The sequence below is a fragment of the Leptospira vanthielii serovar Holland str. Waz Holland = ATCC 700522 genome (assembly GCF_000332455.1).
GTDB lineage: Bacteria > Spirochaetota > Leptospiria > Leptospirales > Leptospiraceae > Leptospira_A > Leptospira_A vanthielii.
In genome coordinates, this window is record NZ_AOGY02000049.1 from 1 (window position 1) to 25,957 (window position 25,957).

The window sequence follows — 25,957 nt, forward strand, 5'->3', positions numbered from 1 at the left end:
ACGCCACGTATCTCTATTATCAGTATTTTTCGACTTTTTGTAGGGTTTCATCTTTCGGCGTAGATAGCTTTGCAATTCCTTTTTAGTTCGCCTCTCGGTAAAAGATAGATATAAGTATAAATAGTTTGATGGGAAACTGATTCTGTAATTCCGCTTGGCAGATTTTCTTTTAAAGACATCTCTATTTGCTCTGGTGACCATTTAAGTTCTAATTTAGATTTTATAAATTTTCGTAAATTTGGATGTTTTTGCAACTTTATTTTACCAGAATTTCTGGAACTTTCATTCTTCTGTGAAATGATTTGAGCATTTGATACTGAATAATTAATGAAAGAATTTCTTGAATAACCTTTAGATAATTCTCTGGAAATGCTTGAAGGACTTCGATTCAGTATCTTAGCTATACTTCTAATACTTTCCTCTTTAAATCGCATCTCAGCAATTACTTCCCTTTCTTTCAAATTAATTCTTGTATAATGATTCATTTATTAACACCTTATTCATTAGATTATCGGTGTTGCGTTAAAAATTTGATTCTACCAAACAAAAACAGGGAAAAATCATTACGGTTGGTTCCTTTTTAGGGCTCATCGGACTTCCTAACGTTGCGTATTACTCAGCCTCAAAACATTCTTTGGAAGGTTACTTCAAGGTATTAAGGTTTGAATTAAGTGGATTCAATATCAAAGTCAGTATGGTCGAACCGATGGCTTTCAAAACAAATATTGGAACTAGTGCTGTCGCTTCAAAAGTAGTCATTGAGGATTATGATCTATTTCGAAAAAAGACAGCTGCCTTCTCCAATGAAGCATTTGCCAATTCCCCATCTCCAGAACCTGTTGTAGATACAGTAATCAAAATCATTGATAAAAAAAATCCAAAATTCAATTTCCCTGTAGGCAAAGGGGCTTCTTTGATTCTCACGTTGCAACACTTCGCATATAAAGTTTTTGAGAATTCGATCTTGAAAAAAATAAACAAAACAAAATAGTTTGATTCAACAATTGGGAAAATAACATGAAAGCATATACAATTCAAAGATATTCAAAGAAGAATACTCTGCAATTTGCGGAGATGCCAGAACCAATCCTTAAAGAGAATGATGTATTGGTTGAGGTTCATGCAGCCGGTGTGAACTTACTGGATTCAAAAATCAGAAATGGCGAATTCAAACTAATTCTACCCTATAAATTTCCACTCATTCTGGGCCATGATGTTGCCGGTGTCGTTGTAAAAATTGGATCTGGGGTACAAAAATTCAAAGAGGGGGATAAGGTTTATGCAAGGCCAGCTGATTATAGGATTGGTACTTTTGCAGAACTGATAGCAATTGATGAAACTGATGTAGCGATCAAACCCAGAAATTTGACAATGGAAGAAGCTGCCTCTATTCCGCTAGTTGGTTTGACCGCCTGGCAAACATTAGTCGAAAAAGCGAATATCCAAAAAGGACAAAAAGTTTTGATTCAAGCCGGTTCAGGAGGAGTCGGCAGTTTTGCCATTCAGTTGGCCAAACACTTAGGAGCAACAGTAGCTACGACAACCAGTGAGTCGAATTTTGAATTAGTGAAAAGTCTTGGTGCAGACATAGTCATTGATTATCGGAAAGATGACTTTGAAACGATTCTGAAAGATTATGATCTGGTATTACACAGTCAAGATGTGAAAACACTTGAAAAATCATTGCGGATTCTAAAACCCGGTGGGAAACTCATCTCTATTTCAGGTCCACCTGATACAGATTTTGCGGCAGAAATTACTTCCAACTGGTTTATAAAAACAATTATTAATTTGCTAAGTTTGGGAGTTAGGAAAAAAGCAAAAAAACAGAAAGTGATTTTTCAGTTCCTCTTTATGAGAGCACAAGGAAACCAATTGAACGAAATAACAAAGATGATCGAATCTGGAATCATCCGTCCCGTTGTAGACAAAGTATTTCCTTTTGAAAAAGTCAATGAAGCGATGGCTTATGTAGAAAGCGGTCGCTCCAAAGGAAAAGTTGTTGTGAAGGTAAAGTGAATGCCTACCAAAACCTTGGGAATGCAGCTAACAACACATTAATTGATGAAACATTTCCAAGTTCCAATGATTTTGCCCTTCCGCAAAAGAACCACTTCCCCCATCTCTGCCATCACCTTTTCACTTTGTGTAGGACGGTAAAAAACATAATCATCAGGTTGTAAGCCGGTCTTTCGACTGCCATTCAAAATTCCTTGGTTAGTACTGACACCATAAAGGCTATTGTCAAAAAGCCCGGATGGTGATTCTTTTTTTGCAAGATAAGCTCCACCGTAAGTAAAATATGTTAATTGAAGATTGGGGTTCCAGAGGGGAAACAAAAAAGAAATAGATTCTAAAAAGGGAATGGTAGTTCCTTCTAAACGTTTTAAAACTGGTGCCGCAATAAAAAATGCTGGTTTGTGTTCGGTAAGAGTACTCACGTCAAAATCAGTGGGCATCACAAGTGCCGAACCAACAGAAACATCATTCACAATTTTGTTATTTTTTTGATAGAAACGATAGGTTTTACTACCACCACCATTCAGAAGTAATTCTTTTACAAATAAAGAAGGAAAGGACTGTTTTCCTGAAATGACAAATTTTTCATACAAAGATAACGAAGATAATATTGCTTTTTCGATGGCTTTGTTTTTATCACCTAACAAAATTGGAACAGAAGCCACGTGAGGTTCATATCCCATAAACCCATCAAACTCTAAATGTTTTTGGCTACTATAAATGAGAGTTAGAGCATTGATTGCATCTTTTGGTTTAGCAAATCCTCCACGGTGAAGGCCGACATCAATTTCCAAAACTACATGTAACTTTATATTTTTTGTTCTAGCGAATTCTAAGTATTGGGTAAGCCTTTCTTCCGTATCTATCAACCAATGGGTCTTTTGAAACTTATCGACTTTTGTTTTTTGGTAGATATCCTCTAACGCTCGCACAGGCATTGGTTTACCCAAAAGAATATCAAAAGAAGAAAATTCAGGATCAGCAAGTAACATCACAAGGTCTCCCGAATGGAAAACCATGAGCCGATTGGTTTTAGTAGATTTGGTAATGTGGCGGAGAAGATCCAAAGAAGGTAGAGATTTCACAACAATCCGATAATAGAGTGGTGGTGGAATGTTTTTGGAGAGTGTGGTTAAATTTTCATCTAACCGGTCCAAATCCAAAAGCACAACAGGTTTTCCAAAACCGTTCTCTTTTAGTTCTTTGTTGATTTTGTAAAAATAATCGCTGTAAGCTGATCCATCGTCCTTTGGTTTGATTACATAAACAAGGACGATGGCAGCGATCAGGAGAATGTAGATACGAAACTTACGAAGTTGAAACATAAACAATTATATACCCAAGATGATGTAACACATTTTTTTGTGCAAAATCAATGAATTTTAAGAATTTCCTAAAATTATCATTTATTTTTTCTCTTAACATCGAAATAAAGAGTAAATCTCTTGCAAATTATTTCAAATCGATTCCATATCAATTGTTAGGCTAATATATAATTACTCTACTCGCAATCGCACCTGGACAACCAAGTATCTCGTGTAACTTATTCAAGATTGAGAGGAGTAAAAATTTACAAATCTCTCCGATCTCTTTCTAACAAGAACTATCAAATATAAAAAGGACTTTCTATCGAAAAGAAAGTTTGGAACCAAACGGTGACAAAATTGATATCATTGCACATGGGATTCCTGATGTCCCTTTTGTTGATCCGAGTTTTCATAAAGATTTATTCGGCGTAGAGGGAAAAATAGTTTTAATGAGCTTCGGTCTTATATCACCTAACAAGTGATTAGAAAATGTTATATTTGCCTTACCAAAGATCATCAAAAAATTCCCATCGGAAGACTATTAGAACCCCTACTTGTCCCTAATGAAAAAGAGAGAGAAGGTTATGTTCCAAACGTAGTGTATAGTTGTGGCAGTGCCATCAATGGTGGTGATCTAATACTTCCGTACGCAATGTCCGATCGATCCGTCGGTTTTGCGAAGATTAATCTCAAAAGATTATTAGAAAATTTAAGGGCCAATAACAAAGAATAAATATCTTAATTACCAAAGCTAATGGCACTTTTGAATTCCCTAATTCAAATGCAAAAGCACTTCCGGTAGTAAAAACTTTGGAAGTGTAATCCTAACAATACAATAAGATAAACTTAAATCTTAAATTTATCGATCTCAGATTTAAGTTCATCAGCCAATATGCCTAAGTTGTTTGCAGCAGCAGTTACTTCTTCTGAGGACGCAAGTTGCTCTTCCGAAGAAGCAGCAATAGCTTGTGTGCTATCAGAGATTCCATTTGAAATCTGTGCCAGTTGTTCTGTTGAAGCATTTAACTCTTCTGTGCTGGCAGAAATTTCTTCGGTAGTTGCAGAGACTCCTTGCATTTCATCTGTTACTTTTTCAATAGAACCTGCAATCCTTTCAAAAGTTTGCCCCACTTCATTAACCATAGAAACACCTTGGTCAACTTCTTTACTTCCATTTTCCATAATAGCCACTGCTGACTTTGTGTTCTTCTGAATTTCTCCAATCAATACACTGATTTGTTTCGTTGCATCTTCTGATCGTTCGGCCAACTTTCGAACTTCATCTGCCACAACGGCAAATCCTCGCCCTTGTTCTCCTGCCCTCGCCGCTTCAATAGCAGCATTGAGTGCGAGCAAATTGGTTTGACTTGCAATTTGGTTGATGGTTTCTACAATTTGCCCAATTGCTTTTGAGTTTTCACCTAATACATGTATACTATTTGAGATTCCACTCACAGAAGAATTGACAACTGTCATTTGTTTTATGGTGGTTCCAATGACATCTCTTCCCTCTTGCACTTTCTCTAACACTTCGTTTGCCAAATCTGAAACCGTAGCTGTAGATTCTGCAATTTTTGCTACGGCCTGAGAATTCTCTAACATCGCTCGTTTGTTTTCCGTAAACGCAACTAGTTGTGATTCTGTGTTGATTGCAACTTGTTGTATTGATTTGGCAATATTTCCTGCAACAGCAGAGGAATGTTCTGCGCTGGTATACATATCCTTTGCCGATTCAGCAACTTTGAATGATGATTTAGAGACATGTTTCATCATTTCACGTAAGTTAGTTGACATTTTATTAAAATCATCCCCAAGGATTCCAAACTCATCTTTGAAAGCCAGGTCTACTTTTTCTCGAAGATCTCCTTGGCTTGCTTTTTCTACCACAAACTTAATTTTCTGTATTCTCTTCGCAATGAAAGAAGCAAGAATATAGGAGAATAACATGGAGAAGGTTAAACTGATGACAGCGCTTAAAAGAAAAATCATTTGCATTCCACGTAATCTTCTTTCGTAAATGATTTCTTCTCTACCTCCTGCCCCAATCACCCAATTCCAAGGTTTGTAATAGGCCTGATAAGCCATAAATGTATAAATAGGTTCTCCCGGATTTTGCCAAATTTCCCGTAATGGATATCCGGTAGCTTTTGGATTCCCCCAAGTATCGCGAACAGTATACTTTCCTTCAATCTGGTAATCCCAGATGTTTGCACCTTCAATATTGAATGGATGCATGGTTGCAATCCCTTCTGGCGTAATTCCCCAAAGATACATATAATCATTCGTAGACATTTTTGTTTTAGATATATCGCGATTTCCATCAGGCATCTTTGGACCGACAATATAGGTTTTTGCCATCTCCTGAGCTTCTTCCAGAGTCATATCACCAGCCTTTACTCTTTCGTTTAAGGCATCCACAAGTCCAACAGCGTCCTTTAGGACATTGGTAAACATCTCTTCTCCTACGTTCAATACCTGTTCTTTCGCAGTTGTATAAGAGATATAAAAAATACAAGAAAGCACACTAGACAGAATCAAAAAAATAAACAACATAAGTTGACCTTTGATTCCAATCACCTTACTTTTGTTAATCTTTACTTTTAGAGTCGTTTGAGAGATGGGATTAGAGTTTGTCATATAGAGTTTCCATCTATATGTATTTGAGAGATTCTTGCCGATCACTCATATTTTTTGTGAAAGCGAATATTTTCTAAAATTTTCTATTGGTCCAGTTTATTTAGGACACTTCGTACTTATTGCAAAAGCAATAGTCGAAACCAATACAAAGCCTGAGATCGAAACATTTAGCGGGAAATTCTTAGGACAGGATCTAGGAAATCGGGGGAGATCCTAGCCCAATTGAGCTTTAGAATCAAATAATTTTTCATATTTTCTTTCCTAATTTCCGGGGATACTTCTGATTTTGTCCTACCCGACGAGTATAGTGGATCTTAGAGGTGAAAAACACATGGAATACATTGAATCCCTATTAGAAGAATATTATGAACTTTCCCTAAAACTAAAGGCACTCGGCGGACCTGGCAAAGAGGCAGATCTTTATGATGAAATAATGTCTGTTGAAGAAGAAATCTGCTGGGAATGTTCCTTACCCGCTTCGACAAAGAATCGCCAACTCTTTCAGTTCTTTGACCAAAATGAATCGAAGAATACAAATATTCAAAAAGCACTCCAATCTTTGGAACGAGCAAGAACCCAATACTTTTACAAACCCGAAAAATCCTTTTTTGAATATTTAGAAACTGAAAAAGAACAGGGAGATACAAAAAACATAAGAGTTCCTGTCGTTAATGGTACTTTTTACGAATTCCTATATCCGGTTTGATTCAGCTAGAAAATACCACATAAGAATGAAAAGGTGAATGTGAAGGCTCCAAACGAGGGGCCTTCAAGACAGTTCTTTTACGAGGCGGTCAAAACCTGCATTGGTTCCTTCCACCCGACCTCGAACTTCCTCCTCAATAGAAAACCTCAAATCATCTGAGTCTTTTAACAGAACAATCTGTTCGGTAAATACCATTTTAGTTCGTCCCACAACCTTTGACTCAAACACAACGGTCACAAGTGAAACAGAAATTCGAATATCATTTACATACATAGAAAAAGCATAAACAATTCTTTCATTTGGGATTATATCATGATAACGTCCTTCGAAAACGTGCCTACTTCCTGACGGGGTAAGCACAAGATTGGATTCCAATCCTCCGATTCGAAAGTCTAACTGGTATTCTACGGTTTTCCAATCATCATGGCAAGCAAACCATCTTCGTTTGGATTCAGCATTAGCCCAGGCAGCAAAAGATCTCTCTTTAGAAGCAGGAAGAATTCTTTCAATTGTGAATGTAGAGTGTTTTACTTGTCCTTCTTTCATTTTACCCTAGTCGGAATTTTCATCTGACGTTTCTATTAAAAATTTATCAAGCCGGTCAAAACTGCGGTTCCAAGCTGCTTTTCTTTCTGCCATCCATAAATCAATTTCAGAAAGTTTGGTAGGTTCTAATTGGTAAGTACGAACTCTACCTAACTTTTCTGAAATCACAATCCCACCCTCTTCCAAAACTTTTAAATGTTTCAATACAGAAGGTAAGGCCATCTGGAGAGGTTCTGCCAATTCTTTGACAGAAGCAGGACCCAAACTCAAACGTTCGACCATTCCCAAACGACTGCGATCGGCAAGAGCATGAAAGATAGATTCTAAACCTAAAATTTTAGACTTCATAAATCGTTATCATTATGAACCCATACCCAGTTTGCATTCTTAGGATTTTCCTTTTCGGAATCGTTTTGGGATTTGATCACTCAATGGATACATGTCAAAATAAGGCTCTGCTTCAGCTATCGTACGTTTGACGGAAGGCCTTTCTAGTAAACCTTCGAAGTAATTTGTGATCTTTGGATGGGTGTTTCGAAAACTAATAATTGTATCTGCATAAAAAAGTGCTGGCACTGCGGAACAATCGGCCATGGTAAAATTTTCTCCAGTAATGAATCTTTGGGAGCCCAATTGTTTCTCTATCATATCATAAGCAATCTTTAATGTATTGTAGGCCTCTTCCACTCCGAAGACATCGTTTTTGCCTTCCGGACGCAACCGGTCCACAACGATTTTCTGTATCTGTACACTGATGTACAAATCAAAGAACCTATCCCAAAGCCTTGTTTCTAAAGCAAGCTGACTTTCAGAAGGAATGAGCTTTTGAGGACCAGGATAGAATTCTTCCAAATACTCAATGATAATGGATGTTTCAGGAACTGTCTTTTCCCGTTTTCTATCTCGAAGGAGAGGGATTTTACCGACCGGCCAATAGGCGAAAAGTTCAGCCGCACTGGCATCTTCTTTTAAAAAATCCACAATTCTAGGTTCAAATTCTGTCCCATTTTCATAAAGGGCGACGAGCACCTTATGGCAAAAGGAAGCCAGAGGATGGATGTAAAGCAGGAGGTCCGATTTGTGATAGTTATCCATTTGTGAAACTATCAACCATTTTCGATTTTTTGGCAAGAAAAATAGTTATCTATTTGGATAAGTATCTTTGAAAAATCCATTCAATGAAAAAAGGGAAAATACAAATTCCAAACATGACATTTGAGATAGGCCCATTGTTTCACTCATTACATCCGGGACATGGTAAGATACCGAAGAACATGTTACCTTTTTGTGCATGAAAACACAAAAACAATCTACCAAACATTTGGTCAGACTTCTCCAAAGGAGTATACATTTTGTTCGTTGGAACCTTCTAGTTTTACTCATCACGGGACTCTCTCTTTTCCTTTTGCGTTGTAAAGGAATGACCTCGGATGCGGATACCCAATTAGTTCCCATCTTACTTGCTTCAGAATCCAATACGGCTTCCCAATTAGGTGGCAGCCAAGGTGGTTCTGTGGGAACAGCCCCCATAGCAGTAGATGACCTTCCGGTAGGGATTCCTATTCTTAATGAAATTACTTACATTACCAATAATGCCAATCCAGCAGATGATCCCTATTCCACAAAGGGCCTCTTACAATTTCAAAAAACTAGTGTTAGTTTCCAAAAACCTGTTCCTGCAAATACAGAAATCTCTCTCTACTTCGGGAAAAAAAATATGGAACTCCATCCCGATGGAACTGTGACGAATGCATTGGAATCGCTCAAGCGAACTGCTGCCAATTTCAGTGGTTATACTTATCTTACTGATGCGGACAAAAAAATCAAAGTATTCGTTGTGGCAAAAACTGAATTTGGAATATCTTCAAAACAATTAACCATAGGACACCCAAGAAATTGTGCGGACGCAATGAAAATTCCGGCGACATGGGGTAATTGTGAAGAGCATTGTATTACGGCCACAAAAGTAGGAGAGACAGTAGAACTTACGGCAAACTACAACCTTCCAAGCCAGGGCAATTCTCTACACTTAGACTTGGTTGGATTAAGCCCAAGAAGTTCGGAAACTATTGCCCCCACAGTCGACTTAGAGATACCTTTCCCCAGTGCCGGTCTTCATACGACCAAAACAAGTTTCAACATTAATGATAAAGATTTTTTATGCACAAAAGTTGAATCTGTTCTCATTATCGACCAACCCATGAAGTTTTCAATCTTACAAGAATATATAACTATTCCCAGTGATTGACACAGTTCTAACAAAAATCCGATCTGATAAGTTGGCAAAAACACTAATTCTTATTTTTTCTATGGGTATCCTAACTAACTGCGGTTCCCCATCAATGGAAAACGTATGTGATGCAAGCTCCGAATCCTTTTCCAAAACCATAGCAGCAAAACTAATATTAGGTGATATAAGTTCCCAATGTATTTCCATGAATATATCAAATCTAACAGGTTTTACGGTTGGTGGAAAAATTTCAGGCCTTACTGGTGCTGGACTTAGATTGATTTTGAATCAAAAAGTAACGCTCGAGATTCCCTCTGGTAGCACAGAGTTTCTTTTTCCTATCCTTGTTCCTGTTGGATCAAATTACGAAGTCAATTTTGCGAATCAGGCAGACGGTAATTTCTGTGAGATTGTAAACTCAACAGGAAAGGTTACTAACAAGAATATACAGGATATTGAAATCAATTGTAAGTCTTCTTGTATCAACTGTATTATATTTATAACCCAGAATGGCTACCCGGCCAATATTGGCAAAGCATCTAACTTTGATTCCAGTTGCCAGTCAGACCCAAACTACCCTGGTTCTGGTAATTTCAAAGCTATGGTCGTCGACGGAATATCACGAAGAGCAAGTATCACATCAAATTTGGGCGATGGTCAGATCGATTGGGTTTTCAAAGCAAACCAGGCTTACATACGACCAAACGGAATTGCTATAGAAACATCCAATGCCAATGGATTATTTACATCAATAATTTCTACACCAATTACAACAACTAGCTCTGACCATTGGACAGGACTCGAATCAGATTGGACAACATATTTAAATGGAGATGGAGCTTGTTTGAAGTGGACTACAAATTTCTCTGGCGAATTGGGAGTCGCTGGAGATGCTTATACTCAAGATATATTGACACTCACAAGAGGGAAAGGACTACAACAATGTTCCATCAATCGCGAGTTAGTTTGTGTTGAGCAGTAAAATAAGTTTAAATATTGAAAATTGATATTTATTTGCCAGAATTTCCTTCAATTAGCTTATGTTTGGATAAAAATACGGTCAGCCTTTGCAATTGGTCTTTTGAGGTAGAATTGGATTCAGGGAGTACTTTTGCATAAATATTCTTCAAATGATTCCGTAAAGTTCCATCCGATACATTAAGAATCAGACGAATGAACGAACGACTATGCCCTTCTGCAATCAATTCACATATCCTAAGTTCTTGTTTTGATAAAGAAAAATTTTCAAGAGATAAGGAAAAAGAAAGATTTGGCCGATTGTCTTTCAAAGTTGTTTTCAACAAATAGGCAAAAAACAAAAGACTGATTACGGTTGTAATCACAGAAGTGGCCAATTCTTTCAAAGGAAAAGTAGGAAGAATTCCTAAAACTAAAATTCCAACAAATAATCCAACAGCAAGCGAGATCAAAATGGAAGCAATTAAACTATATAAGCTAGGTCTAGAAGTATTATATCGATTCAAATAAATTGAGAGTAACACGGATAAAGTAGCATCAACAACAGGATGAAAAGGAGGGAAATTAAATCCATACATAGGTAAAAAATTGGAAAAAAGACCAAACCACCAAACGCATAAGGCAATGATAAATGTCTTACGATCAAAAAAAGGAATCCATTCTAATGGTGAGAGAACAAAATACAAAGAAACAGCAATAGCAAAAAAATGGACAGATCCCCCAAGAATTCCACCGAAAATGGTAAGTAAAGGTGCGATTCCAAATGAGAGTAAGGTAAATCCATAAACAAAGGTATTCGGTATGGAAGAACAAAGTAAATCTATCGCCAGTGCATAAATTGCAATGCCGATTGTAGCCTTATTAAACAATTTTCTGCCAGTACAAAATGAACACAAAGCCACAAGGACAGGAGCGAGAAGAAAAAATGAATGGCATTGGAAAATCCATAAAGCCATACTAGTAGTTTCATTCGGAGCAAGACAAAGGGCAGCAGTCGCCGCATTCTGAATTCCAATCGTAAAATAAAACACACTGAGTAGCCGATGAAAACGGTGGTCGCGTGTGATATTTTCAATAAAACAACTAACGTTTGCCAAAGAAGCAAAGAGAGGCACCAAAAAGAATATACTGGTCAAAAGAGTTTCATCCTTCTAAACAAATAGAACAACTACCTATGTATATTTTCCATTCAATTTTGAAATTTCTATATAAGAATTAATGAAAATACTACAATTGTTTGGTGGATTTTAAGAGGAAACAATATCATCTAGAGCTCGGAAAATATTTAATGGGTATTCAGCTATACGATTGCAGAGATAGAGATACCATTCCTTTCCATAAACAAAGTAAAGTTTGGTAGGATGACCTTCCTCTCGAAGTGTCGCCAAATTCTCCGTTTGAATCCCATAAAGACTTTCAAATTCATATGAACTTTGATTTGGTATGTATTTCTCTATGAGAGTTTTTGTTTCCTGTTGTATTTTATGGTGGTGTGTTGCAATGGAACATTTATGGTTTTTGGAAATCAGTTTTTCCACATCCTCTGCACTAACGATCACTTCTATTCCGTTTTTTTTTGCTTCTTTACAGATTTTTTCTAAATTATCCCTACAAAACTCTTTCGATAGGGTTAACCCGATATGAGAGAGATCAAGAGAAATCGTAGAATAAAGCTTTTGAGTTTTAATTCCTTCAACAATTCGGAGAAATTCATCAGTAACTTCGATTGTTTCCTGAATTGTTTTTGTACTTTCTCCCATAAACTCAATGGAGCACTTAAAGCCATTTTGATTTTCCGAAATGACTTTCGTTATTGTCTCTTCTAATGTATCTCCACCGATATATCGATTAGCAGCTTTCTTTAATGTAATGAATAAGGCTTCATTGTTTAAGATAAAATTTTTTGCATCTATATTCAATGCAGCAATTCTTAGGGCTTTCGATCCTAATTCTAATAATTCATCCATGTAATTCTTTTTTGATTCCATCCCAAGCCAGAAAAATTTGATTTAAAAACTCCATGTGAGTGCCTTATATGATTTTGTAATTCGATATTCGAAGGCCAATTTCTCCAAACATTGATAACAGAGACAGTCTGCAAATTGTTGCGCTAAATAATCTCGTTCTTCCAAAGTAAGAGTGACTTTTGTACATTGGCAAAGACTAATGGATCCAACCTTACATTCAAAAATATGTAAACAATTGGGACATATTTTCTCCTCATGTTTGGGGAGATTCTGTATCGGGTCGGATTTTTTTTGATTCACCATTTTGGATTCATTCAATAGACGTAGGGGCTTTCGATTTTAGTAAAAACTCCGGTGGCATTTCATCTTTCAATTCCACTCCGGAAAGTTTTCTCCGAATGGATTCCTGAACGAGATACATGGTTTTCGCTACGGCACTTTCAAAACCAAATCCACCGGGGCGGATATTCGAAATACAATTACGACTTTCGTCCGTTTTACCAACTTGCGGCCTGTAGGTGATATAAACACCCAAACTATCTGCCGAAGATAAACCCGGCCTCTCTCCAATCACAACAATCGATACCTTTGCCTTTAAAATTTCACCAATTTCATCCCCAATTGCCACCCTACCCCACTTCGACAGTATCAAAGGCCCAAGTCGCAAACTTGTTTTGCCAAGAGTTTCGATTAGATTTTTCAAAAAGGGAATTAAATTCTCATCGATTGCTTTCGCAGAGAGGCCGTCCACGCCAATAAGAACAACATCGCACTCACCAGCTAATGGTTGTAACTTGGCAATCGACTCAGAGGACAACTTTCGCCCCAAATCGGGCCGTAACAAATACTCTTCTTTAGAATGGACTTTACTTTCCACAAAGATACTGGGGAGATTTTTTGGTTTGCCTAAAGTCTCTAAATCCTCGAGTAACTTAAAAAAATTGGGACTCAGTAATACGGCATCTCTGGCTCTTGCATGATCCAATCGAAACTTTAACACTTCTTTGGTGGAAATGGAACCACCAGACCGAGTAAGACCGATCCGAGCATTACTAAACTGTTTCCATTCCTCTAAAAAAGTCATAAATCTACTTTCCTAATAGATCTTCGAGTAAACTCAAATGTCGATTCTCTTTTGGTAAAAAACCATTTTGATTCGAAAAGATACCTCGCTCGATTAACCACCGTTCGAACTCAGGTGCAGGTTTTAATCCTAAAACTTGCCTTAGATACAAAGCGTCATGGAAGGATGTACTTTGGTAGGACAACATAACATCATCTGCCCCTGGAATTCCCATAATGTAAGTACATCCAGCGACACCTAATAGTGTCAACAGTGTATCCATATCATCCTGATCGGCTTCTGCATGATTTGTATAACAAACATCAACACCCATAGGAAGGCCAAGTAACTTTCCACAAAAATGATCTTCCAAACCAGCTCGAATGATTTGTTTGCCATTGTATAAATATTCAGGACCAATAAATCCAACAACCGTGTTGACAAGAAGTGGAGAAAACTCTCGTGCCACCGCATAAGCTCTTACCTCTAACGTCTGTTGGTCGATCCCATGATCTGCCCCGGCGGACAAAGCACTTCCTTGCCCAGTTTCGAAGTACATGACATTATCTCCCACACTTCCCCGTCCCAACTCAAGAGCCATTTGCCGAGCTTCTTTCAAAATAGAAAGACTCACACCAAAACTTTTATTTAAATCTTCTGTCCCTCCTATGGACTGGAAAACCAAATCCAATGGAGCACCCCGTTTCATCACTTCCATGGAAGTGGTTACATGAGATAAAATACAAGATTGGGTGGGGATAGAATACTTTTGGATTAAGTTGTCCAACATTTCTAAAAGAGCAATGGAAGTAGGAATGTTATCCGTTGCCGGATTGATTCCAATCACGGCATCTCCACTTCCTAAAAGAAGTCCATCCAAAAGACTGGCAGCAATACCTTTCGGATCATCGGTGGGATGGTTTGGTTGCAACCTAACGGAAAGTCGGCCAGGCAAACCTAAAGTATTTCTAAATTTAGTGATGACAGTTATTTTTTTACCAACTAGAATTAAATCCTGGTTGGACATAAGTTTGGATACAGCCGCTGCCATCTCAGGAGTGATCCCCCACTGGATCGAAGCAATTAATTCGTTGTCAGTAGTCTCGGCTAACAAAAAATCTCTGAAACCTCCCACAGTAAGGTGAGAAATCGAACCAAATGCTTCTTTATTATGCGAATCAAAAATTAAACGAGTCACCTCATCTTTGTTTGCTGGAATTAGTTCTTTGTTTAAAAATTCAGAAAGATACACATCGGCAAGGGCCATTTGTGCGGCCACTCTTTCTTCTTGACTTGTCGCGGCAAGTCCCGCAAGGACATCCCCCGATCTGTGAGGACTGGCCTTTGCCAAAAGGTCTTTTAATTCTGGAAAATGGTAGGTTTTGGCACCAAGGATTGTTTTGTAACCCATGGGTAGACTCTATCCGATCTCGAAGTTTTCGGATAGAACTTTTCCTTGGGATTATTGGTTACGGAGCAATATTGACGTAGAGGGAACTAAACGGACAGAAAAGAGTCCCCTAAATTAGGGGGCGCCTTTGCAAGTGCCATAAGACACCATGATAAATTTAACAAACATTTGGTGAAAAATCAATCACCACATTTCTTTTTTTTCTGATCTTTGCAACCCTGGACCAAAGCAAATCGAGTCAATTCGCATCCAGTGTCGCTTACTTTAACAGTATATGTTGACGGGTTGGATGGAAACTGATAAGAAGTTCTACGATCTTCTTTCACGCAACTAGGATAAGCAATATACACTGCCAATTCACAAATAGCGGCCTCATCAGTGGCTTTGGAGCAATCATTACCGGTAGGTAGACCGCAGTGGAAACTTAGTAGAGACAGAACCATCAATACAATAATTCTAATTCTAAACAAAAATTTAGGGAAAAAGGATACAATAAAATCAATTAAAAACAAACATTCACCTTCCTGAATATAAGATTTACCTTATATTCCCTATATTTAGAACCACTTATTTTTAACGCAACAAAACAATTGTTTTGTTGTCATACATCATCTGGATTTTAAAGATTCTTCGACAAACTTAATACAAAATTCAACCAAGTTCCATTTTACTTTCTCATCCTTATGAGAAATCGTATAAATATCGGGATTTGCCCAAAGCCACTCGAAAGGACTCTGAGTTTTCCTTTCAAATTCCCGACAACAACGCATATCTTGGTTTCCTAAAAAGAATTCGATTCAGAATTTTTTTCCGTTCGCATTGACAGAATCTTGATTTTCTGTCCCCAACAGCATAAATTTAGACTAAATCTAAAAAATAGCTTGCTTTCTATTACTAGACTTATTCTAAATTTATACTAAATCTAGAAAATGAAGGTCAATATGAGAACAACAAACATTTCGGCAATTGCCATTTTGATGCTCGCACTCAGCCCATTGGGAGCTGCAGACACCAAAGAACCTTCGAGTTCTATGGAACGCCAAAACATTTCCAACCAGTTTTGGTGGCCAGAACGACTCGATTTGGCACCTCTCCGCCAACATGCAGCGGAATCCAACCCCATGGGGCGACAATACAACTACTCTAAAGAATTCAAAGAACTAGACATCCAGGCAATCAAAGAGGAGATCAAAACTCTGATGAAAACCTCCCAAGATTGGTGGCCGTCCGACTACGGACACTATGGTCCTTTTTTCATTCGAATGGCATGGCATAGCGCCGGAACCTACCGAATCAATGACGGACGGGGTGGTGCCGGTGGTGGACAACAAAGATTTGAACCACTCAATAGTTGGCCTGACAACGCCAACCTAGACAAAGCACGCCGTCTCCTTTGGCCGATCAAAAAGAAATACGGAAAAAAAATCTCATGGGCCGACCTAATGGTTCTCACTGGAAACGTAGCCCTTGAATCCATGGGATTCAAAACTTATGGTTTTGCCGGTGGAAGGACAGATGATTGGGAAGCCGACCTTGTTTATTGGGGACCAGAAAAAAAATGGTTAGCCGACGAACGGTATGAAGGAGAACGCAAATTAAAAAATCCACTCGGTGCCGTTCAGATGGGACTGATTTATGTAAACCCAGAAGGTCCGAATGGAAACCCAGACCCACTAGCAGCCGCTAAAGATATTAGAGAAACCTTTGGCCGTATGGCGATGAACGATGAAGAAACAGTAGCACTCATTGCTGGTGGTCACACATTTGGTAAAGCACACGGTAAAGCAGATCCATCTAAACATGTGGGAAAAGAACCAGCTGCAGCGGGACTCGAAGAACAAGGGTTTGGTTGGAAAAACAACCTGAAAAAAGGAAATGCGGAAGATACCATTACGAGTGGACTGGAAGGTGCATGGACTGCCAATCCAACAAAGTGGACAACACAATACCTGAACAACCTATTTGGTTTTGAATGGGTTCAAACCAAAAGTCCAGCCGGTGCCATCCAATGGATTCCAAAAGATGGTGCAGGGGCCAATATGGTTCCAGATGCTCATGACAAAACACTTCGCCATGCACCGATTATGTTTACCACCGACTTAGCTTTAAAGTTTGATCCAAGTTATAAAGTTATCGCAAAAAAATTCCAAGAGAATCCCAAAGAGTTCGAACTCGCATTTGCAAAAGCATGGTTTAAACTCACCCACAGAGATATGGGACCACTTTCCCGTTATATCTCAAAAGACCTACCCAAAGAACCTCTCATTTGGCAAGATCCGCTTCCTGCCGTTGATCACAAGTTAGTTGGTCAAAAAGAAGTAGAGAGCCTAAAGGGTAAAATTCTAAAATCGGGCCTGTCCATCCCGGAACTTGTCAGAACCGCTTGGGCTTCTGCTGCCAGTTTTCGCAGTACAGACATGAGGGGGGGAGCAAATGGTGCCAGGATTCGTTTGGCTCCTCAAAAAAATTGGGCTGCAAATGATCCTGAAGAACTTTCCAAAACATTAAAGAAATTAGAAGAAATTCAGTCTGATTTTAATGAATCAGGAAATAAAATTTCACTTGCCGACTTGATTGTGCTAGGTGGAACTGCAGCAGTTGAAGAAGCAGCAAAAAAAGCAGGAACTAAAGTAACTGTTCCGTTCACTCCAGGTCGGACTGATGCCACAGTAGAACAAACGGATGTGTATTCCTTTTCTGTTTTGGAACCAAAAGCTGATGCATTTCGTAACTACTACGGTGTTGGCAACGCACTTTCACCTACAGAGATGTTAGTGGACAGATCAAACATGTTGTCCCTTACCATTCCTGAAATGACAGTGCTTCTGGGTGGAATGAGATCTCTGGATGGAAATTCTGGAAAATCCAAACACGGAATTCTAACAAATCGCCCTGGAGTCTTAAGTAACGATTTCTTTGTCAATTTACTCGACATGTCGACAAAATGGCAAAAGTCTCCACAAACAGATGGCCTTTACGACGGTGTAGACCGCAAAACAGGCGCTAAAAAGTGGACAGCAACTTCCGTGGATCTTATCCTTGGTTCTCATTCGGAACTTCGCGCTGTGGCCGAAGTTTATGCAGCGGATGATGGTAAAGACAAGTTTGTAAAAGACTTTGTGGCTGCTTGGAACAAAGTGATGATGTTAGACAGGTTTGATGTTAAGAAGTAAAAATGGCCAAAACTTCACGTAAAACTTTCCTAACCAAGTCATTCTATTTGGTAACCTCTCTCTCACTGATTGAGAGGGGTTTGGGTTTTTCCTCGGAAGTGATGGCAGAAAACAAACCCTCGGGATCCATTCCAGAGGGACTCACTCCTGTCTCCGAGTCGGATCCCACTGCCAAAGCCTTAGGTTTCCATCAAGACGCCAAAAAAACTGATTTTACTCTCTATCCAGAAAGAAAGGAACCCCAAGCAAAGAATCAATTTTGCAAACACTGTGCCCAGTATACAAAATTGAATGAGGGATGGGGGAAATGTAATATCGTCAGTGCTGGCGTTGTATCTTCACAAGGGTGGTGTTCTGCTTGGTCACAAAAAACATAAAAAGAAATAGTGACCTTTTATTTCCAAACACATTGTGTTAGGTTTACCTTTTCAAAAATCCAAGGTTTGTGTGCATGTTTTGCATTTTTATCTTCTATCAAATCAAAGGACCCAGCTTCGGAAGAAATACTTTGGAAGTACAAAGTGAACGAAGTATTTTTCATCTGGGTTCGTTTGGGGCAAAGCCCTACTCCTTCCGATTTTAAAAAGGAATAGGAAGTTCCCAAGTCATCCCGAAATACCATCCCTTCTTTCAATACACAAACCTTTTTAGATTCTTTAGTGTACAATTCCAATTTGGTTTCCGTATCCGAAACACAGACCTTACTGAGCACAACTACACCCAAAAATTCGGAATGAAGATCGCAACATTGTGGAGTCGGATTCCAGGTTCGTTTGGTAACTACATTTTGTTCGCCTTTTTCAACATAAACCTCTTTCACAGGCTCCGTAGAACAGGAAAAAGTTGAACAAAAAATATAACTAAATATTAGAATATTTTTTTTAAAAAGATTAGAAATCACAATCATTATCCTCAAAGTTTTTAATAAATAAAGATTCCAAAAAAGGTAAGGGAATTTTCCATTTCCTTCTATCTCAATTGAGATGCTTTAGGTCAAATTTTCTTTCTTTATCCCAAAATAAGATTTTATGTTCAATTTAAGAAAGAACTAAAAGCCAAAGTTTCCCTTTTAAAACGAAATGCAGTCCTTACTTAATAAATAAAACATCTGATTCCCTCCTAAATTGATAGCAATTTTCTCTAAGTGATTTACGAAACGAATCAAAGACTATAACATTCTGAAAAAAAAATCTTCAATTCGCGTCCTGATTCCCGTCCCAGGACGACAAATATGGACTGTTGCTTTAAAATACGATTAAGGTATTTGTTTTAAGGAGATAAATAATTTATGATTCTGAAATTGAGTTCATTCATTTTTCCAATGTTACTTATAACTGGCTGCAGTGTCGGCCAAAAACGTTTTGGCGAAATGATCTCAGAGAAAGTAAGAGCGAGGGCGGCCTATGATTTTGATTGTCCAATTGCAGATATAAAAGTCAATATGATTGACAACAAAAATTTTGGAGCCTCAGGTTGCAAACAACGTGGTACATTTACAGTACATCCAGCAGAATGTACGCCGATAATAATGACCGAGGATGGTGTTGACAAGTATTGCCAAATTGTACGAAATTAGATAACCAAAACTTTTTTCTTAAGAAAAAATCCCAATGCAGATTATTAGGCATTGGGAAGCGCTCTTTTCATTTGGTATCGGCAATCCCTAACGAAACACTGAAATACTAATCCAAATATTTTTACAACAATAGCAAATCGCATAAACTGGTCGGTTACTCTCACTCTTTATAATAGTTTGTCACTGGGATCTAGGTTCTGGAATTTCATTAATCGTATTTTTTTGCAGAACAAAGCCAGTTTGAAATTTGCCATATTAAGTTGACTTAAGGTTTTCCATTAGGATCTTATTTAATTTTTTGATACGGTTTGGAAAATAAATTTTATCTTCCAAAGAACAAGAAAAAAGATAACTGCCGTAAATGGATACAATCACATTTTCAGCAATATTCCATGCCTTACTATTCGAATATCCCTCCTTAGTAATAACTTTTGCTAATTTCATTGTAAGATCTTTATAAAAAAGATTTAATTTTTCCATATAAAGGACTCTTAGATGGGAAAGTGCCAAACAACTCATAAAATGAATATACAATAAAAAATCTTTATCAGATAAAAAAGTATTCAGAAACTCTTCGATCCCTTTTTTTCCTTTAATTCTATTTTCAGTTAAGAGTAACAATTTGTCGTTTAGAAACCTTTCTGCATTTAGAATCACAAAATCAACCATATCTGATTTTCCACTGGGGAAAAAATAATATATGCTTCCTTTCCCTAAACCCGTGTTTTCTCCAACCATTCGAATGGATACCCCATCAATTCCATACATGCAGAATAACTCGAGTAACTTAGGAACTAAATCAATTTTCTCTGTAACGGTCCTAGTCATGTTTACCAAATAGTACAATGTTTACTACATAGTAAATTCAATTTTATAGTTTCAATATTTTTTCATTGCAAACTAACCCCACCTTCGAATCCTAATTTTCAATTGTAAATTAAAATCAAAAAAAAGCGAACCATCCGAATCTTTTACGATTTTACTTACAAACAATAACACCTTACAGGAAAAAACGAATGAAGGTAAATTTGGCTGAATCTTTCCATCCTGACCCAAAGTGGAAATGGTTGGAGTTTTTTTTAGGATTTAAAAGAGCAATAAACCTATATAGTCCCTTTCGGGGATCCGGTATAAAAGTAATTCAATTTGAGAAAGAGAAACACAAGATATTTGTTCAACTAAAGATGAATTTCTTTAACAAAGGTTACATGGGTACACATTTCGGCGGATCCCTATATTCCATGTGCGACCCTTTTTATGTATATTTATTAATGAAACGATTGGGAAGTAACTATATGGTTTGGGATAAACGAGCAGAGATTGATTATATTAATAAAAATAACAGCTCCGTTTTTGCAAAATTTGAGGTTACTGATCTTGATATAGAGGAGATAGAATCCCTCCTATCGAAACAAAAAAAAATTAGCTACATCTTTATGACCGATGTTACTGACTTCCATGGAAACACCATTGCCAATGTTAAAAAAACTATATATATTAGAAGATTATTACCAAATACAAAAAAAAAGGAATTTTAAACGGATTCACTTTAGTAAAACAATCTTTACTTGATGAATTCTTATTTTGATAACAAGGGTTAACCCAAGAGAACAAATAAGAGAATAGCCATTTTTAATCCTGAATCAAAAGTATAAAATGAAAGCATTGATTTTAGAAGACGAACCGATACATGCAAAATATCTAAGCAAGTTATTAATTACAATTTTAGGTTCATCTATTATTGAAATTATGCACGCCACTTCTTTGGACCTTGCCTATAGGTATTATAGGCAAACAACGGTAGATTTATTTCTTTTAGATCTAAACGTTTTCGGGTCTGATGGTTTTCATTTTTTTGATAAATTCCCCAAAGAATCGGCAAATACAATTATAGTTTCAGCAAATACAGACAACGCAATCCGTGCTTTTGAATACGGAGTTTTAGACTTCCTCGCAAAACCTGTTTCAGAAGAAAGGTTACGATTAGCTCTGCAAAGACATTCTCTCCGCCGAAAAATCAACCCGAAACAAAATGAGAACCCCAACTATGTAAAATCACGTTTACTACAAGTGGATTTAGAACAACTCGAAAATCAGTTGTCCCATCTGATGGAAGGAGAAAAAGTTTATCTCAATGAGGACTTAACTCTAAAAACTTTGGCCGCAAAACTAGAGTTACACCCAAGACAACTTTCAGAATTTTTAAATGGGAAAAAACGGACTAACTTTAATACATTTATACATAGTTATAGGATCAAAGAGGCTAAAGATCTTTTAATCAAATACCCGGAAAAGAATGTAAGCGATATTGGCTTTGAGGTAGGTTACAAGTCCCTTTCCAGTTTTTATGATGCTTTCAAAAAGGAACTAAAAATTACTGCATCAGAATATCGGCAGAGGTCTTTTATATCCACTATAAGCTCAAACATCACTGAAACAAAGAATTTTATTAATGTATAACACAGGTATCCTAACTAAAGAAAGACCACAAGAATTAAAATCACAACTAAATGTTAAAACTACATTGATTAAAAAGATCATAATTTTTAGAAACCATACCTAATAGATTAAGGATTGGATCCTGCCGTTACAATGACCGCCGGGCTTGTACTTGTTCCGATGGAACCGTTCGGTGATAAATTTCCATTCGCTTGGTTGATCGTAAAAATTCCCGCAGTAGAATCTGTCATATTTGTATTATACAAAAATTTCCCAGAAGGATCAACATCAATCCCCAAAGGACCATTCCCGGTGGCCACAGTGTTTGGTGACATTGGAATCAATTCCCCATTCGTTGAAGAGGTTGCATACATAGAAATTGTATTGGTGTCTCGGTTTGCCATATACACAAATTTTCCCACTGGATCAGAAACGATAGCTCCAGAAACCACTCCAGTGGATGGAGTATCGGGAAAAATTGAACTCATAGAACCAGTGTTAACATCAATTTGATAAGTAGAGATATTACTACTATTTTCGTATGCGACATACATAGTCTTACCATTCGCATGAGTTACCAATCTTCTTGGTCGGGAACCGGATGGGATAGAATGAATGGGATTGGGATTTAAAAAACCTGTGACTGGGTCTATCCCAAAAGAATTAATTAAGTTAGCATTAAAAGAAGCAACATATAAAAAATTCCCCAACGGATCTATTGCAATCCCTGAAGAATCAGGGACATTAGAGGTTGTATTTATCAGGGTTAAATCACCAGTTTGCGGACTTACAGAAAAAGTGGCAATATTATCGCTATTTCTTATATAAAGTAAATCCTTTGATGGATGGTAAACCACTGCGATTGGAATTGTTCCTCCACTCGAAATTGTTTCTACGATAGTTAAATTCCCATTCAGCGGGTTGATGGAAAACTGACTGAGATCGTTAGTATTGCGATTAGCAACTGTTAAATATTTTTGATTGGTACTGAGAGCCATCGATTCTGGCCCTCCCCCTGCCGCAACAAAACCACCTGCCCCGAGAACTCCAGAAGTTGCATTGATGGTATAAGAATTAATCAAGCCCGATCCAATATTAGCAACAAATGCAAATTTCGGGATAAATAATGATTTAATCACCAACGGAATTGTTATTTGTTTATGTTGACTTTTTGCAGTGATCATAAATTTGGTTGCATTCATTCCGACCAAAGGAGTACCCGAAAGTGCACAATTTGATTCATCCAGAACTATACCAAGGGGCAAACTAGGTGATGACTCACAATGAGTTATTGGCTCCGAAGAAACCGGTTTTAAAATACCAATCGTTTCCTCTTGTCGCATAACAAAAAAATCAGTTCCATAATCTAATCGTAATGGACTAAAACCAGAAAGTATAGGGCATAAGAAGGAACCATCGGTCGAACCAAACTCCAACAATGCGGTCATCGCAAAACTTTCACTTTCGGGATCACAAGTTGAATTTAATTTCGCAGGAGCACATTGAAGGTGTAAAAAAAGAGATGTAGTGATTAAAAATAAATTTACAATATTGATTTGATTCTTCACGACGAATTCCTATACACTGTATTCTAATTCATATGATGAAATCTGTCGTCCTGGGACTGGAATCAGGAGTGGGATCAGACAAATCCGCTTTCAATACAATGGCACATTATCAATTCATTCCAAGGATTTCCCGTAGCGCATTAAACCACACAAAAGTCCTAATTCTGGTTTCGCTGCTCTTCACATGCCAAAACAATACATCAAACAATCGTTTACCGAAGGCTATTGACGGGAAATTGGTTTTAAGCGAATCAATGTTTCAGAAACAAACATCGATTAAACTTGATGGGGAATGGGAATTTTATTACCAAAAATTTTTGTGTTCCGAAGATTTTAAGAATCAAAATGCATTATTAGCTAAAGAGATAATGGTACTTCCTGGATTTTGGAATGAAAAACAAATTGAGGGCAAATTTTATTCACCAAAATCCTATAGTACTTTTCGTTTACTTCTAACTTTGCCCAATAAACCAACAAACTTCCAATGGTCTTTTTATATTCCTCATGCATTTACCACATATCGGATGTATTTAGATGGATACCTGATTTCTGAAAATGGAATTGTTGGTACAACGGAAATAGAAACAAAAGAATATTGGTTACCAAAAATTATATTTTTTACACCCAAAACAGAAACCGTAGAAATTATTATCCAAGTAGCAAACTATAAATCTTTAAATGCAGGTTTTCGACAGAGTATTGAAATTGGCACGCAAGAATCAATGATTCAACTCAAACAGTCAAGGCTTGCCTTGGATATTTTTTTAATTGCAAGTTTATTTGTAATATCGTTATACCACTTTACACTTTTTCTTTTACGAAAGAATGACCAAAGCCTACTTTATTTTTCTATGTATGCTTTTGTGAGTATGGTTTACAAACTAACAAGTGGTGAATTTTTTTTACTTATACTATTTCCCGATTTTGAATGGAGATGGTTGATAAAGTTTTTTTTCCTTTCTGTTTATTTGACCTTTCCTTTTTTACTAAGTTTCATTGCAAAAGTTTTTCCCAATGAAACCAATAAATTTTGTTATTATACATTCCAGTTTCTATTTTTTTCCTTTTCAATTTTTGTTTTAGTTTCAGAATCCACATGGATAGAAGAAACATTATTTCCAGCTGAAATAACTATGTTATTTTGTTGCATCTATACCTTTTGGATTTTATCCCAAGCTCTTATCAAAAAAAGAGAAAGTGCGGCTGGTTTTTTATTGGGATTCCTGTTTTTATTCCTGACAGTCCTAAACGATATTTTATTCGAGAAAAACATTATCAAAACAGAAATTTACGGCCCGATAGGTACATTTGTTTTATTCTTTTCTCAATCATTTTTTCTCTCAAAGAAACACTCAAAACTAAATTTACTAGTAGAAAAACAAAAAGAAGAATTAGAACAATCTGTCCTTTTAAATGACAGAATCTATCACTCAAACATTCATTCAAAAAGGATGGAACTCGAACTTTATAAAAAAACGATCCAACCACATTTTTTAATGAATTCCTTGTCGGCCATTCGTTACTGGGTATCCGAATGTCCCGAAAAATCAGCATTAATCCTAGACTCACTTGTCGGAGAACTTCGCATTATCCTCAAAGTGGCATCAAAACAACTAATTCCTATTGGTGATGAAATTGATTTATGCAGATACCATATTGGCGTAATGAAAATGCGGATGGAAAAAGAATATAAATTCAAAACAGTTGGCATTGATAATAACGAACTCATTCCTCCTCTCATTTTTCATACTTTGATTGAAAATGCATTCACTCACGAAGATTCCTCCAATGCAAAACTGAGTTTTGGGATCTTTAAAAAAAATATCATAAATCATGAGAAATTATTTTTTCTCTATTGTTTTATTGTTGGTAGAATCAAATTTTTAACGCAACACCGATAATCTAATGAATAAGGTGTTAATAAATGAATCATTATACAAGAATTAATTTGAAAGAAAGGGAAGTAATTGCTGAGATGCGATTTAAAGAGGAAAGTATTAGAAGTATAGCTAAGATACTGAATCGAAGTCCTTCAAGCATTTCCAGAGAATTATCTAAAGGTTATTCAAGAAATTCTTTCATTAATTATTCAGTATCAAATGCTCAAATCATTTCACAGAAGAATGAAAGTTCCAGAAATTCTGGTAAAATAAAGTTGCAAAAACATCCAAATTTACGAAAATTTATAAAATCTAAATTAGAACTTAAATGGTCACCAGAGCAAATAGAGATGTCTTTAAAAGAAAATCTGCCAAGCGGAATTACAGAATCAGTTTCCCATCAAACTATTTATACTTATATCTATCTCCGAGAGGCGAACTAAAAAAGGAATTGCAA

At 37.0% G+C, this 25,957-nt stretch carries 24 protein-coding genes and 3 pseudogenes; 13 read left to right on the plus strand and 14 right to left on the minus strand.

The features are described 5' to 3' along the window. Nucleotides 1-485: pseudogene (locus tag LEP1GSC199_RS10465) on the minus strand (transposase); the annotation flags it as partial. Between the two features lie 56 nt (nucleotides 486-541). On the opposite strand from LEP1GSC199_RS10465, the pseudogene LEP1GSC199_RS10470 reads away from it, so the two are divergent. Together LEP1GSC199_RS10470 and LEP1GSC199_RS10475 are read left to right on the plus strand one after the other, a co-directional pair. Further along, nucleotides 542-991, plus strand: a pseudogene (locus tag LEP1GSC199_RS10470) (SDR family NAD(P)-dependent oxidoreductase); the annotation flags it as partial. A 26-nt stretch (nucleotides 992-1,017) separates the two neighbouring features. Continuing rightward, complete coding sequence (locus LEP1GSC199_RS10475) at nucleotides 1,018-2,019, plus strand: NADP-dependent oxidoreductase (RefSeq protein ID WP_002981960.1); 1,002 nt, start codon at nucleotides 1,018-1,020, stop codon at nucleotides 2,017-2,019. 38 nt (nucleotides 2,020-2,057) lie between these two features. Here LEP1GSC199_RS10475 and LEP1GSC199_RS10480 read toward each other — a convergent pair whose 3' ends face one another. After that, on the minus strand, nucleotides 2,058-3,344 hold the full coding sequence (locus tag LEP1GSC199_RS10480) for an alanine racemase (protein WP_002981972.1): 1,287 nt from the start codon (nucleotides 3,342-3,344) through the stop codon (nucleotides 2,058-2,060). Nucleotides 3,345-3,804: 460 nt separating this feature from the next. On the opposite strand from LEP1GSC199_RS10480, the gene LEP1GSC199_RS10485 reads away from it, so the two are divergent. Next, complete coding sequence (locus tag LEP1GSC199_RS10485) at nucleotides 3,805-4,059, plus strand: glycoside hydrolase family 130 protein (RefSeq protein WP_039926587.1); 255 nt, start codon at nucleotides 3,805-3,807, stop codon at nucleotides 4,057-4,059. 113 nt (nucleotides 4,060-4,172) lie between these two features. Here LEP1GSC199_RS10485 and LEP1GSC199_RS10490 read toward each other — a convergent pair whose 3' ends face one another. Beyond that, nucleotides 4,173-5,963, minus strand: a complete 1,791-nt coding sequence (locus LEP1GSC199_RS10490; protein WP_002981984.1) for a methyl-accepting chemotaxis protein — start codon at nucleotides 5,961-5,963, stop codon at nucleotides 4,173-4,175. A gap of 331 nt (nucleotides 5,964-6,294) precedes the next feature. On the opposite strand from LEP1GSC199_RS10490, the gene LEP1GSC199_RS10495 reads away from it, so the two are divergent. After that, the gene (locus LEP1GSC199_RS10495) at nucleotides 6,295-6,669 is read left to right on the plus strand and encodes a hypothetical protein (protein WP_002981988.1); all 375 of its coding nucleotides are present in this window, start codon (nucleotides 6,295-6,297) and stop codon (nucleotides 6,667-6,669) included. A gap of 63 nt (nucleotides 6,670-6,732) precedes the next feature. On the opposite strand, the gene LEP1GSC199_RS10500 is transcribed toward LEP1GSC199_RS10495, so the two are convergent. The 3 genes from LEP1GSC199_RS10500 to LEP1GSC199_RS10510 are packed head-to-tail and all read right to left on the minus strand — an operon-like array spanning nucleotide 6,733 to nucleotide 8,310. After that, on the minus strand, nucleotides 6,733-7,215 hold the full coding sequence (locus tag LEP1GSC199_RS10500; RefSeq protein WP_002982014.1) for an SRPBCC family protein: 483 nt from the start codon (nucleotides 7,213-7,215) through the stop codon (nucleotides 6,733-6,735). Between the two features lie 6 nt (nucleotides 7,216-7,221). Further along, nucleotides 7,222-7,563, minus strand: coding sequence for an ArsR/SmtB family transcription factor (locus tag LEP1GSC199_RS10505; RefSeq protein WP_002981965.1), 342 nt, complete (start codon nucleotides 7,561-7,563; stop codon nucleotides 7,222-7,224). Between the two features lie 39 nt (nucleotides 7,564-7,602). Beyond that, nucleotides 7,603-8,310 (minus strand): glutathione S-transferase family protein, encoded by a 708-nt coding sequence (locus LEP1GSC199_RS10510; protein ID WP_002982004.1) that lies wholly within the window; start codon nucleotides 8,308-8,310, stop codon nucleotides 7,603-7,605. A gap of 196 nt (nucleotides 8,311-8,506) precedes the next feature. On the opposite strand from LEP1GSC199_RS10510, the gene LEP1GSC199_RS10515 reads away from it, so the two are divergent. Further along, entirely contained in the window at nucleotides 8,507-9,463 is a 957-nt protein-coding gene (locus LEP1GSC199_RS10515) for a hypothetical protein (protein ID WP_002981994.1), read from the plus strand. Continuing rightward, entirely contained in the window at nucleotides 9,456-10,427 is a 972-nt protein-coding gene (locus LEP1GSC199_RS10520; protein WP_002981989.1) for a DUF1554 domain-containing protein, read from the plus strand. The genes LEP1GSC199_RS10515 and LEP1GSC199_RS10520 overlap by 8 nt, the downstream gene beginning before the upstream one ends. Nucleotides 10,428-10,455: 28 nt before the next feature. Here LEP1GSC199_RS10520 and LEP1GSC199_RS10525 read toward each other — a convergent pair whose 3' ends face one another. The 5 genes from LEP1GSC199_RS10525 to LEP1GSC199_RS10545 all read right to left on the minus strand — a co-directional run bounded on the left by LEP1GSC199_RS10525 (nucleotide 10,456) and on the right by LEP1GSC199_RS10545 (nucleotide 14,864). After that, nucleotides 10,456-11,559 carry a helix-turn-helix transcriptional regulator gene (locus tag LEP1GSC199_RS10525; protein WP_002981977.1) on the minus strand — a complete coding sequence of 368 codons (1,104 nt, stop codon included), beginning with the start codon at nucleotides 11,557-11,559 and terminating at the stop codon, nucleotides 10,456-10,458. A 111-nt stretch (nucleotides 11,560-11,670) separates the two neighbouring features. Continuing rightward, nucleotides 11,671-12,390 carry a hypothetical protein gene (locus tag LEP1GSC199_RS10530; RefSeq protein WP_039926594.1) on the minus strand — a complete coding sequence of 240 codons (720 nt, stop codon included), beginning with the start codon at nucleotides 12,388-12,390 and terminating at the stop codon, nucleotides 11,671-11,673. Nucleotides 12,391-12,432: 42 nt separating this feature from the next. Next, nucleotides 12,433-12,693: a cysteine-rich CWC family protein gene (locus LEP1GSC199_RS10535; protein ID WP_002981996.1), complete on the minus strand. Its 261-nt coding sequence runs from the start codon at nucleotides 12,691-12,693 to the stop codon at nucleotides 12,433-12,435. A 7-nt stretch (nucleotides 12,694-12,700) separates the two neighbouring features. Then, the gene (gene eutC / locus LEP1GSC199_RS10540) at nucleotides 12,701-13,474 is read right to left on the minus strand and encodes an ethanolamine ammonia-lyase subunit EutC (protein WP_002981998.1); all 774 of its coding nucleotides are present in this window, start codon (nucleotides 13,472-13,474) and stop codon (nucleotides 12,701-12,703) included. A 4-nt stretch (nucleotides 13,475-13,478) separates the two neighbouring features. Further along, complete coding sequence (locus LEP1GSC199_RS10545; RefSeq protein WP_002981992.1) at nucleotides 13,479-14,864, minus strand: ethanolamine ammonia-lyase subunit EutB; 1,386 nt, start codon at nucleotides 14,862-14,864, stop codon at nucleotides 13,479-13,481. A gap of 941 nt (nucleotides 14,865-15,805) precedes the next feature. Between LEP1GSC199_RS10545 and katG the strand changes: the two genes are divergently transcribed. Next, nucleotides 15,806-18,037, plus strand: a complete 2,232-nt coding sequence (gene katG / locus LEP1GSC199_RS10555; protein ID WP_002981974.1) for a catalase/peroxidase HPI — start codon at nucleotides 15,806-15,808, stop codon at nucleotides 18,035-18,037. Nucleotides 18,038-18,039: 2 nt separating this feature from the next. Continuing rightward, nucleotides 18,040-18,414: a high-potential iron-sulfur protein gene (locus LEP1GSC199_RS10560; protein ID WP_002981962.1), complete on the plus strand. Its 375-nt coding sequence runs from the start codon at nucleotides 18,040-18,042 to the stop codon at nucleotides 18,412-18,414. A gap of 17 nt (nucleotides 18,415-18,431) precedes the next feature. Here the strand turns inward: LEP1GSC199_RS10560 and LEP1GSC199_RS10565 are convergent, their stop codons facing one another. Then, complete coding sequence (locus tag LEP1GSC199_RS10565) at nucleotides 18,432-18,857, minus strand: hypothetical protein (protein WP_232420755.1); 426 nt, start codon at nucleotides 18,855-18,857, stop codon at nucleotides 18,432-18,434. Nucleotides 18,858-19,325: 468 nt separating this feature from the next. Between LEP1GSC199_RS10565 and LEP1GSC199_RS10570 the strand changes: the two genes are divergently transcribed. Continuing rightward, a complete protein-coding gene (locus LEP1GSC199_RS10570; protein ID WP_039926591.1) occupies nucleotides 19,326-19,613 on the plus strand; it encodes a hypothetical protein in 288 nt (95 codons plus the stop codon). Between the two features lie 255 nt (nucleotides 19,614-19,868). Here LEP1GSC199_RS10570 and LEP1GSC199_RS10575 read toward each other — a convergent pair whose 3' ends face one another. Next, nucleotides 19,869-20,441: a TetR/AcrR family transcriptional regulator gene (locus LEP1GSC199_RS10575; protein WP_039926597.1), complete on the minus strand. Its 573-nt coding sequence runs from the start codon at nucleotides 20,439-20,441 to the stop codon at nucleotides 19,869-19,871. 188 nt (nucleotides 20,442-20,629) lie between these two features. Between LEP1GSC199_RS10575 and LEP1GSC199_RS10580 the strand changes: the two genes are divergently transcribed. Together LEP1GSC199_RS10580 and LEP1GSC199_RS10585 are read left to right on the plus strand one after the other, a co-directional pair. Further along, entirely contained in the window at nucleotides 20,630-21,151 is a 522-nt protein-coding gene (locus LEP1GSC199_RS10580) for a DUF4442 domain-containing protein (RefSeq protein WP_002982019.1), read from the plus strand. 118 nt (nucleotides 21,152-21,269) lie between these two features. Beyond that, complete coding sequence (locus LEP1GSC199_RS10585; protein ID WP_002982010.1) at nucleotides 21,270-22,073, plus strand: helix-turn-helix domain-containing protein; 804 nt, start codon at nucleotides 21,270-21,272, stop codon at nucleotides 22,071-22,073. 107 nt (nucleotides 22,074-22,180) lie between these two features. On the opposite strand, the gene LEP1GSC199_RS10590 is transcribed toward LEP1GSC199_RS10585, so the two are convergent. Then, on the minus strand, nucleotides 22,181-23,620 hold the full coding sequence (locus tag LEP1GSC199_RS10590; RefSeq protein WP_002982000.1) for a lactonase family protein: 1,440 nt from the start codon (nucleotides 23,618-23,620) through the stop codon (nucleotides 22,181-22,183). Between the two features lie 254 nt (nucleotides 23,621-23,874). Here LEP1GSC199_RS10590 and LEP1GSC199_RS10595 point away from each other — a divergent pair, with 254 nt between their 5' ends. Both LEP1GSC199_RS10595 and LEP1GSC199_RS10600 read left to right on the plus strand, forming a co-directional pair. Next, nucleotides 23,875-25,521 (plus strand): 7TM diverse intracellular signaling domain-containing protein, encoded by a 1,647-nt coding sequence (locus LEP1GSC199_RS10595; protein WP_002981982.1) that lies wholly within the window; start codon nucleotides 23,875-23,877, stop codon nucleotides 25,519-25,521. 23 nt (nucleotides 25,522-25,544) lie between these two features. Continuing rightward, nucleotides 25,545-25,957 (plus strand): annotated as a pseudogene (locus tag LEP1GSC199_RS10600) (transposase); the annotation flags it as partial.

Excerpts from the sequence above, each read along its gene's own strand:
- LEP1GSC199_RS10495 (WP_002981988.1), top strand. The coding sequence starts at position 6,295 with ATGGAATACATTGAATCCCTATTAGAAGAATATTATGAACTTTCCCTA.
- LEP1GSC199_RS10500 (WP_002982014.1), bottom strand. The coding sequence starts at position 7,215 with ATGAAAGAAGGACAAGTAAAACACTCTACATTCACAATTGAAAGAATT.
- LEP1GSC199_RS10475 (WP_002981960.1), top strand. The coding sequence starts at position 1,018 with ATGAAAGCATATACAATTCAAAGATATTCAAAGAAGAATACTCTGCAA.
- LEP1GSC199_RS10595 (WP_002981982.1), top strand. The coding sequence starts at position 23,875 with ATGTTTCAGAAACAAACATCGATTAAACTTGATGGGGAATGGGAATTT.
- eutC (WP_002981998.1), bottom strand. The coding sequence starts at position 13,474 with ATGACTTTTTTAGAGGAATGGAAACAGTTTAGTAATGCTCGGATCGGT.
- katG (WP_002981974.1), top strand. The coding sequence starts at position 15,806 with ATGAGAACAACAAACATTTCGGCAATTGCCATTTTGATGCTCGCACTC.
- LEP1GSC199_RS10535 (WP_002981996.1), bottom strand. The coding sequence starts at position 12,693 with ATGGTGAATCAAAAAAAATCCGACCCGATACAGAATCTCCCCAAACAT.
- LEP1GSC199_RS10575 (WP_039926597.1), bottom strand. The coding sequence starts at position 20,441 with ATGACTAGGACCGTTACAGAGAAAATTGATTTAGTTCCTAAGTTACTC.
- LEP1GSC199_RS10585 (WP_002982010.1), top strand. The coding sequence starts at position 21,270 with ATGAAAGCATTGATTTTAGAAGACGAACCGATACATGCAAAATATCTA.
- LEP1GSC199_RS10560 (WP_002981962.1), top strand. The coding sequence starts at position 18,040 with ATGGCCAAAACTTCACGTAAAACTTTCCTAACCAAGTCATTCTATTTG.
- LEP1GSC199_RS10480 (WP_002981972.1), bottom strand. The coding sequence starts at position 3,344 with ATGTTTCAACTTCGTAAGTTTCGTATCTACATTCTCCTGATCGCTGCC.
- LEP1GSC199_RS10545 (WP_002981992.1), bottom strand. The coding sequence starts at position 14,864 with ATGGGTTACAAAACAATCCTTGGTGCCAAAACCTACCATTTTCCAGAA.
- LEP1GSC199_RS10510 (WP_002982004.1), bottom strand. The coding sequence starts at position 8,310 with ATGGATAACTATCACAAATCGGACCTCCTGCTTTACATCCATCCTCTG.
- LEP1GSC199_RS10530 (WP_039926594.1), bottom strand. The coding sequence starts at position 12,390 with ATGGATGAATTATTAGAATTAGGATCGAAAGCCCTAAGAATTGCTGCA.
- LEP1GSC199_RS10515 (WP_002981994.1), top strand. The coding sequence starts at position 8,507 with ATGAAAACACAAAAACAATCTACCAAACATTTGGTCAGACTTCTCCAA.
- LEP1GSC199_RS10505 (WP_002981965.1), bottom strand. The coding sequence starts at position 7,563 with ATGAAGTCTAAAATTTTAGGTTTAGAATCTATCTTTCATGCTCTTGCC.
- LEP1GSC199_RS10490 (WP_002981984.1), bottom strand. The coding sequence starts at position 5,963 with ATGACAAACTCTAATCCCATCTCTCAAACGACTCTAAAAGTAAAGATT.
- LEP1GSC199_RS10580 (WP_002982019.1), top strand. The coding sequence starts at position 20,630 with ATGAAGGTAAATTTGGCTGAATCTTTCCATCCTGACCCAAAGTGGAAA.
- LEP1GSC199_RS10570 (WP_039926591.1), top strand. The coding sequence starts at position 19,326 with ATGATTCTGAAATTGAGTTCATTCATTTTTCCAATGTTACTTATAACT.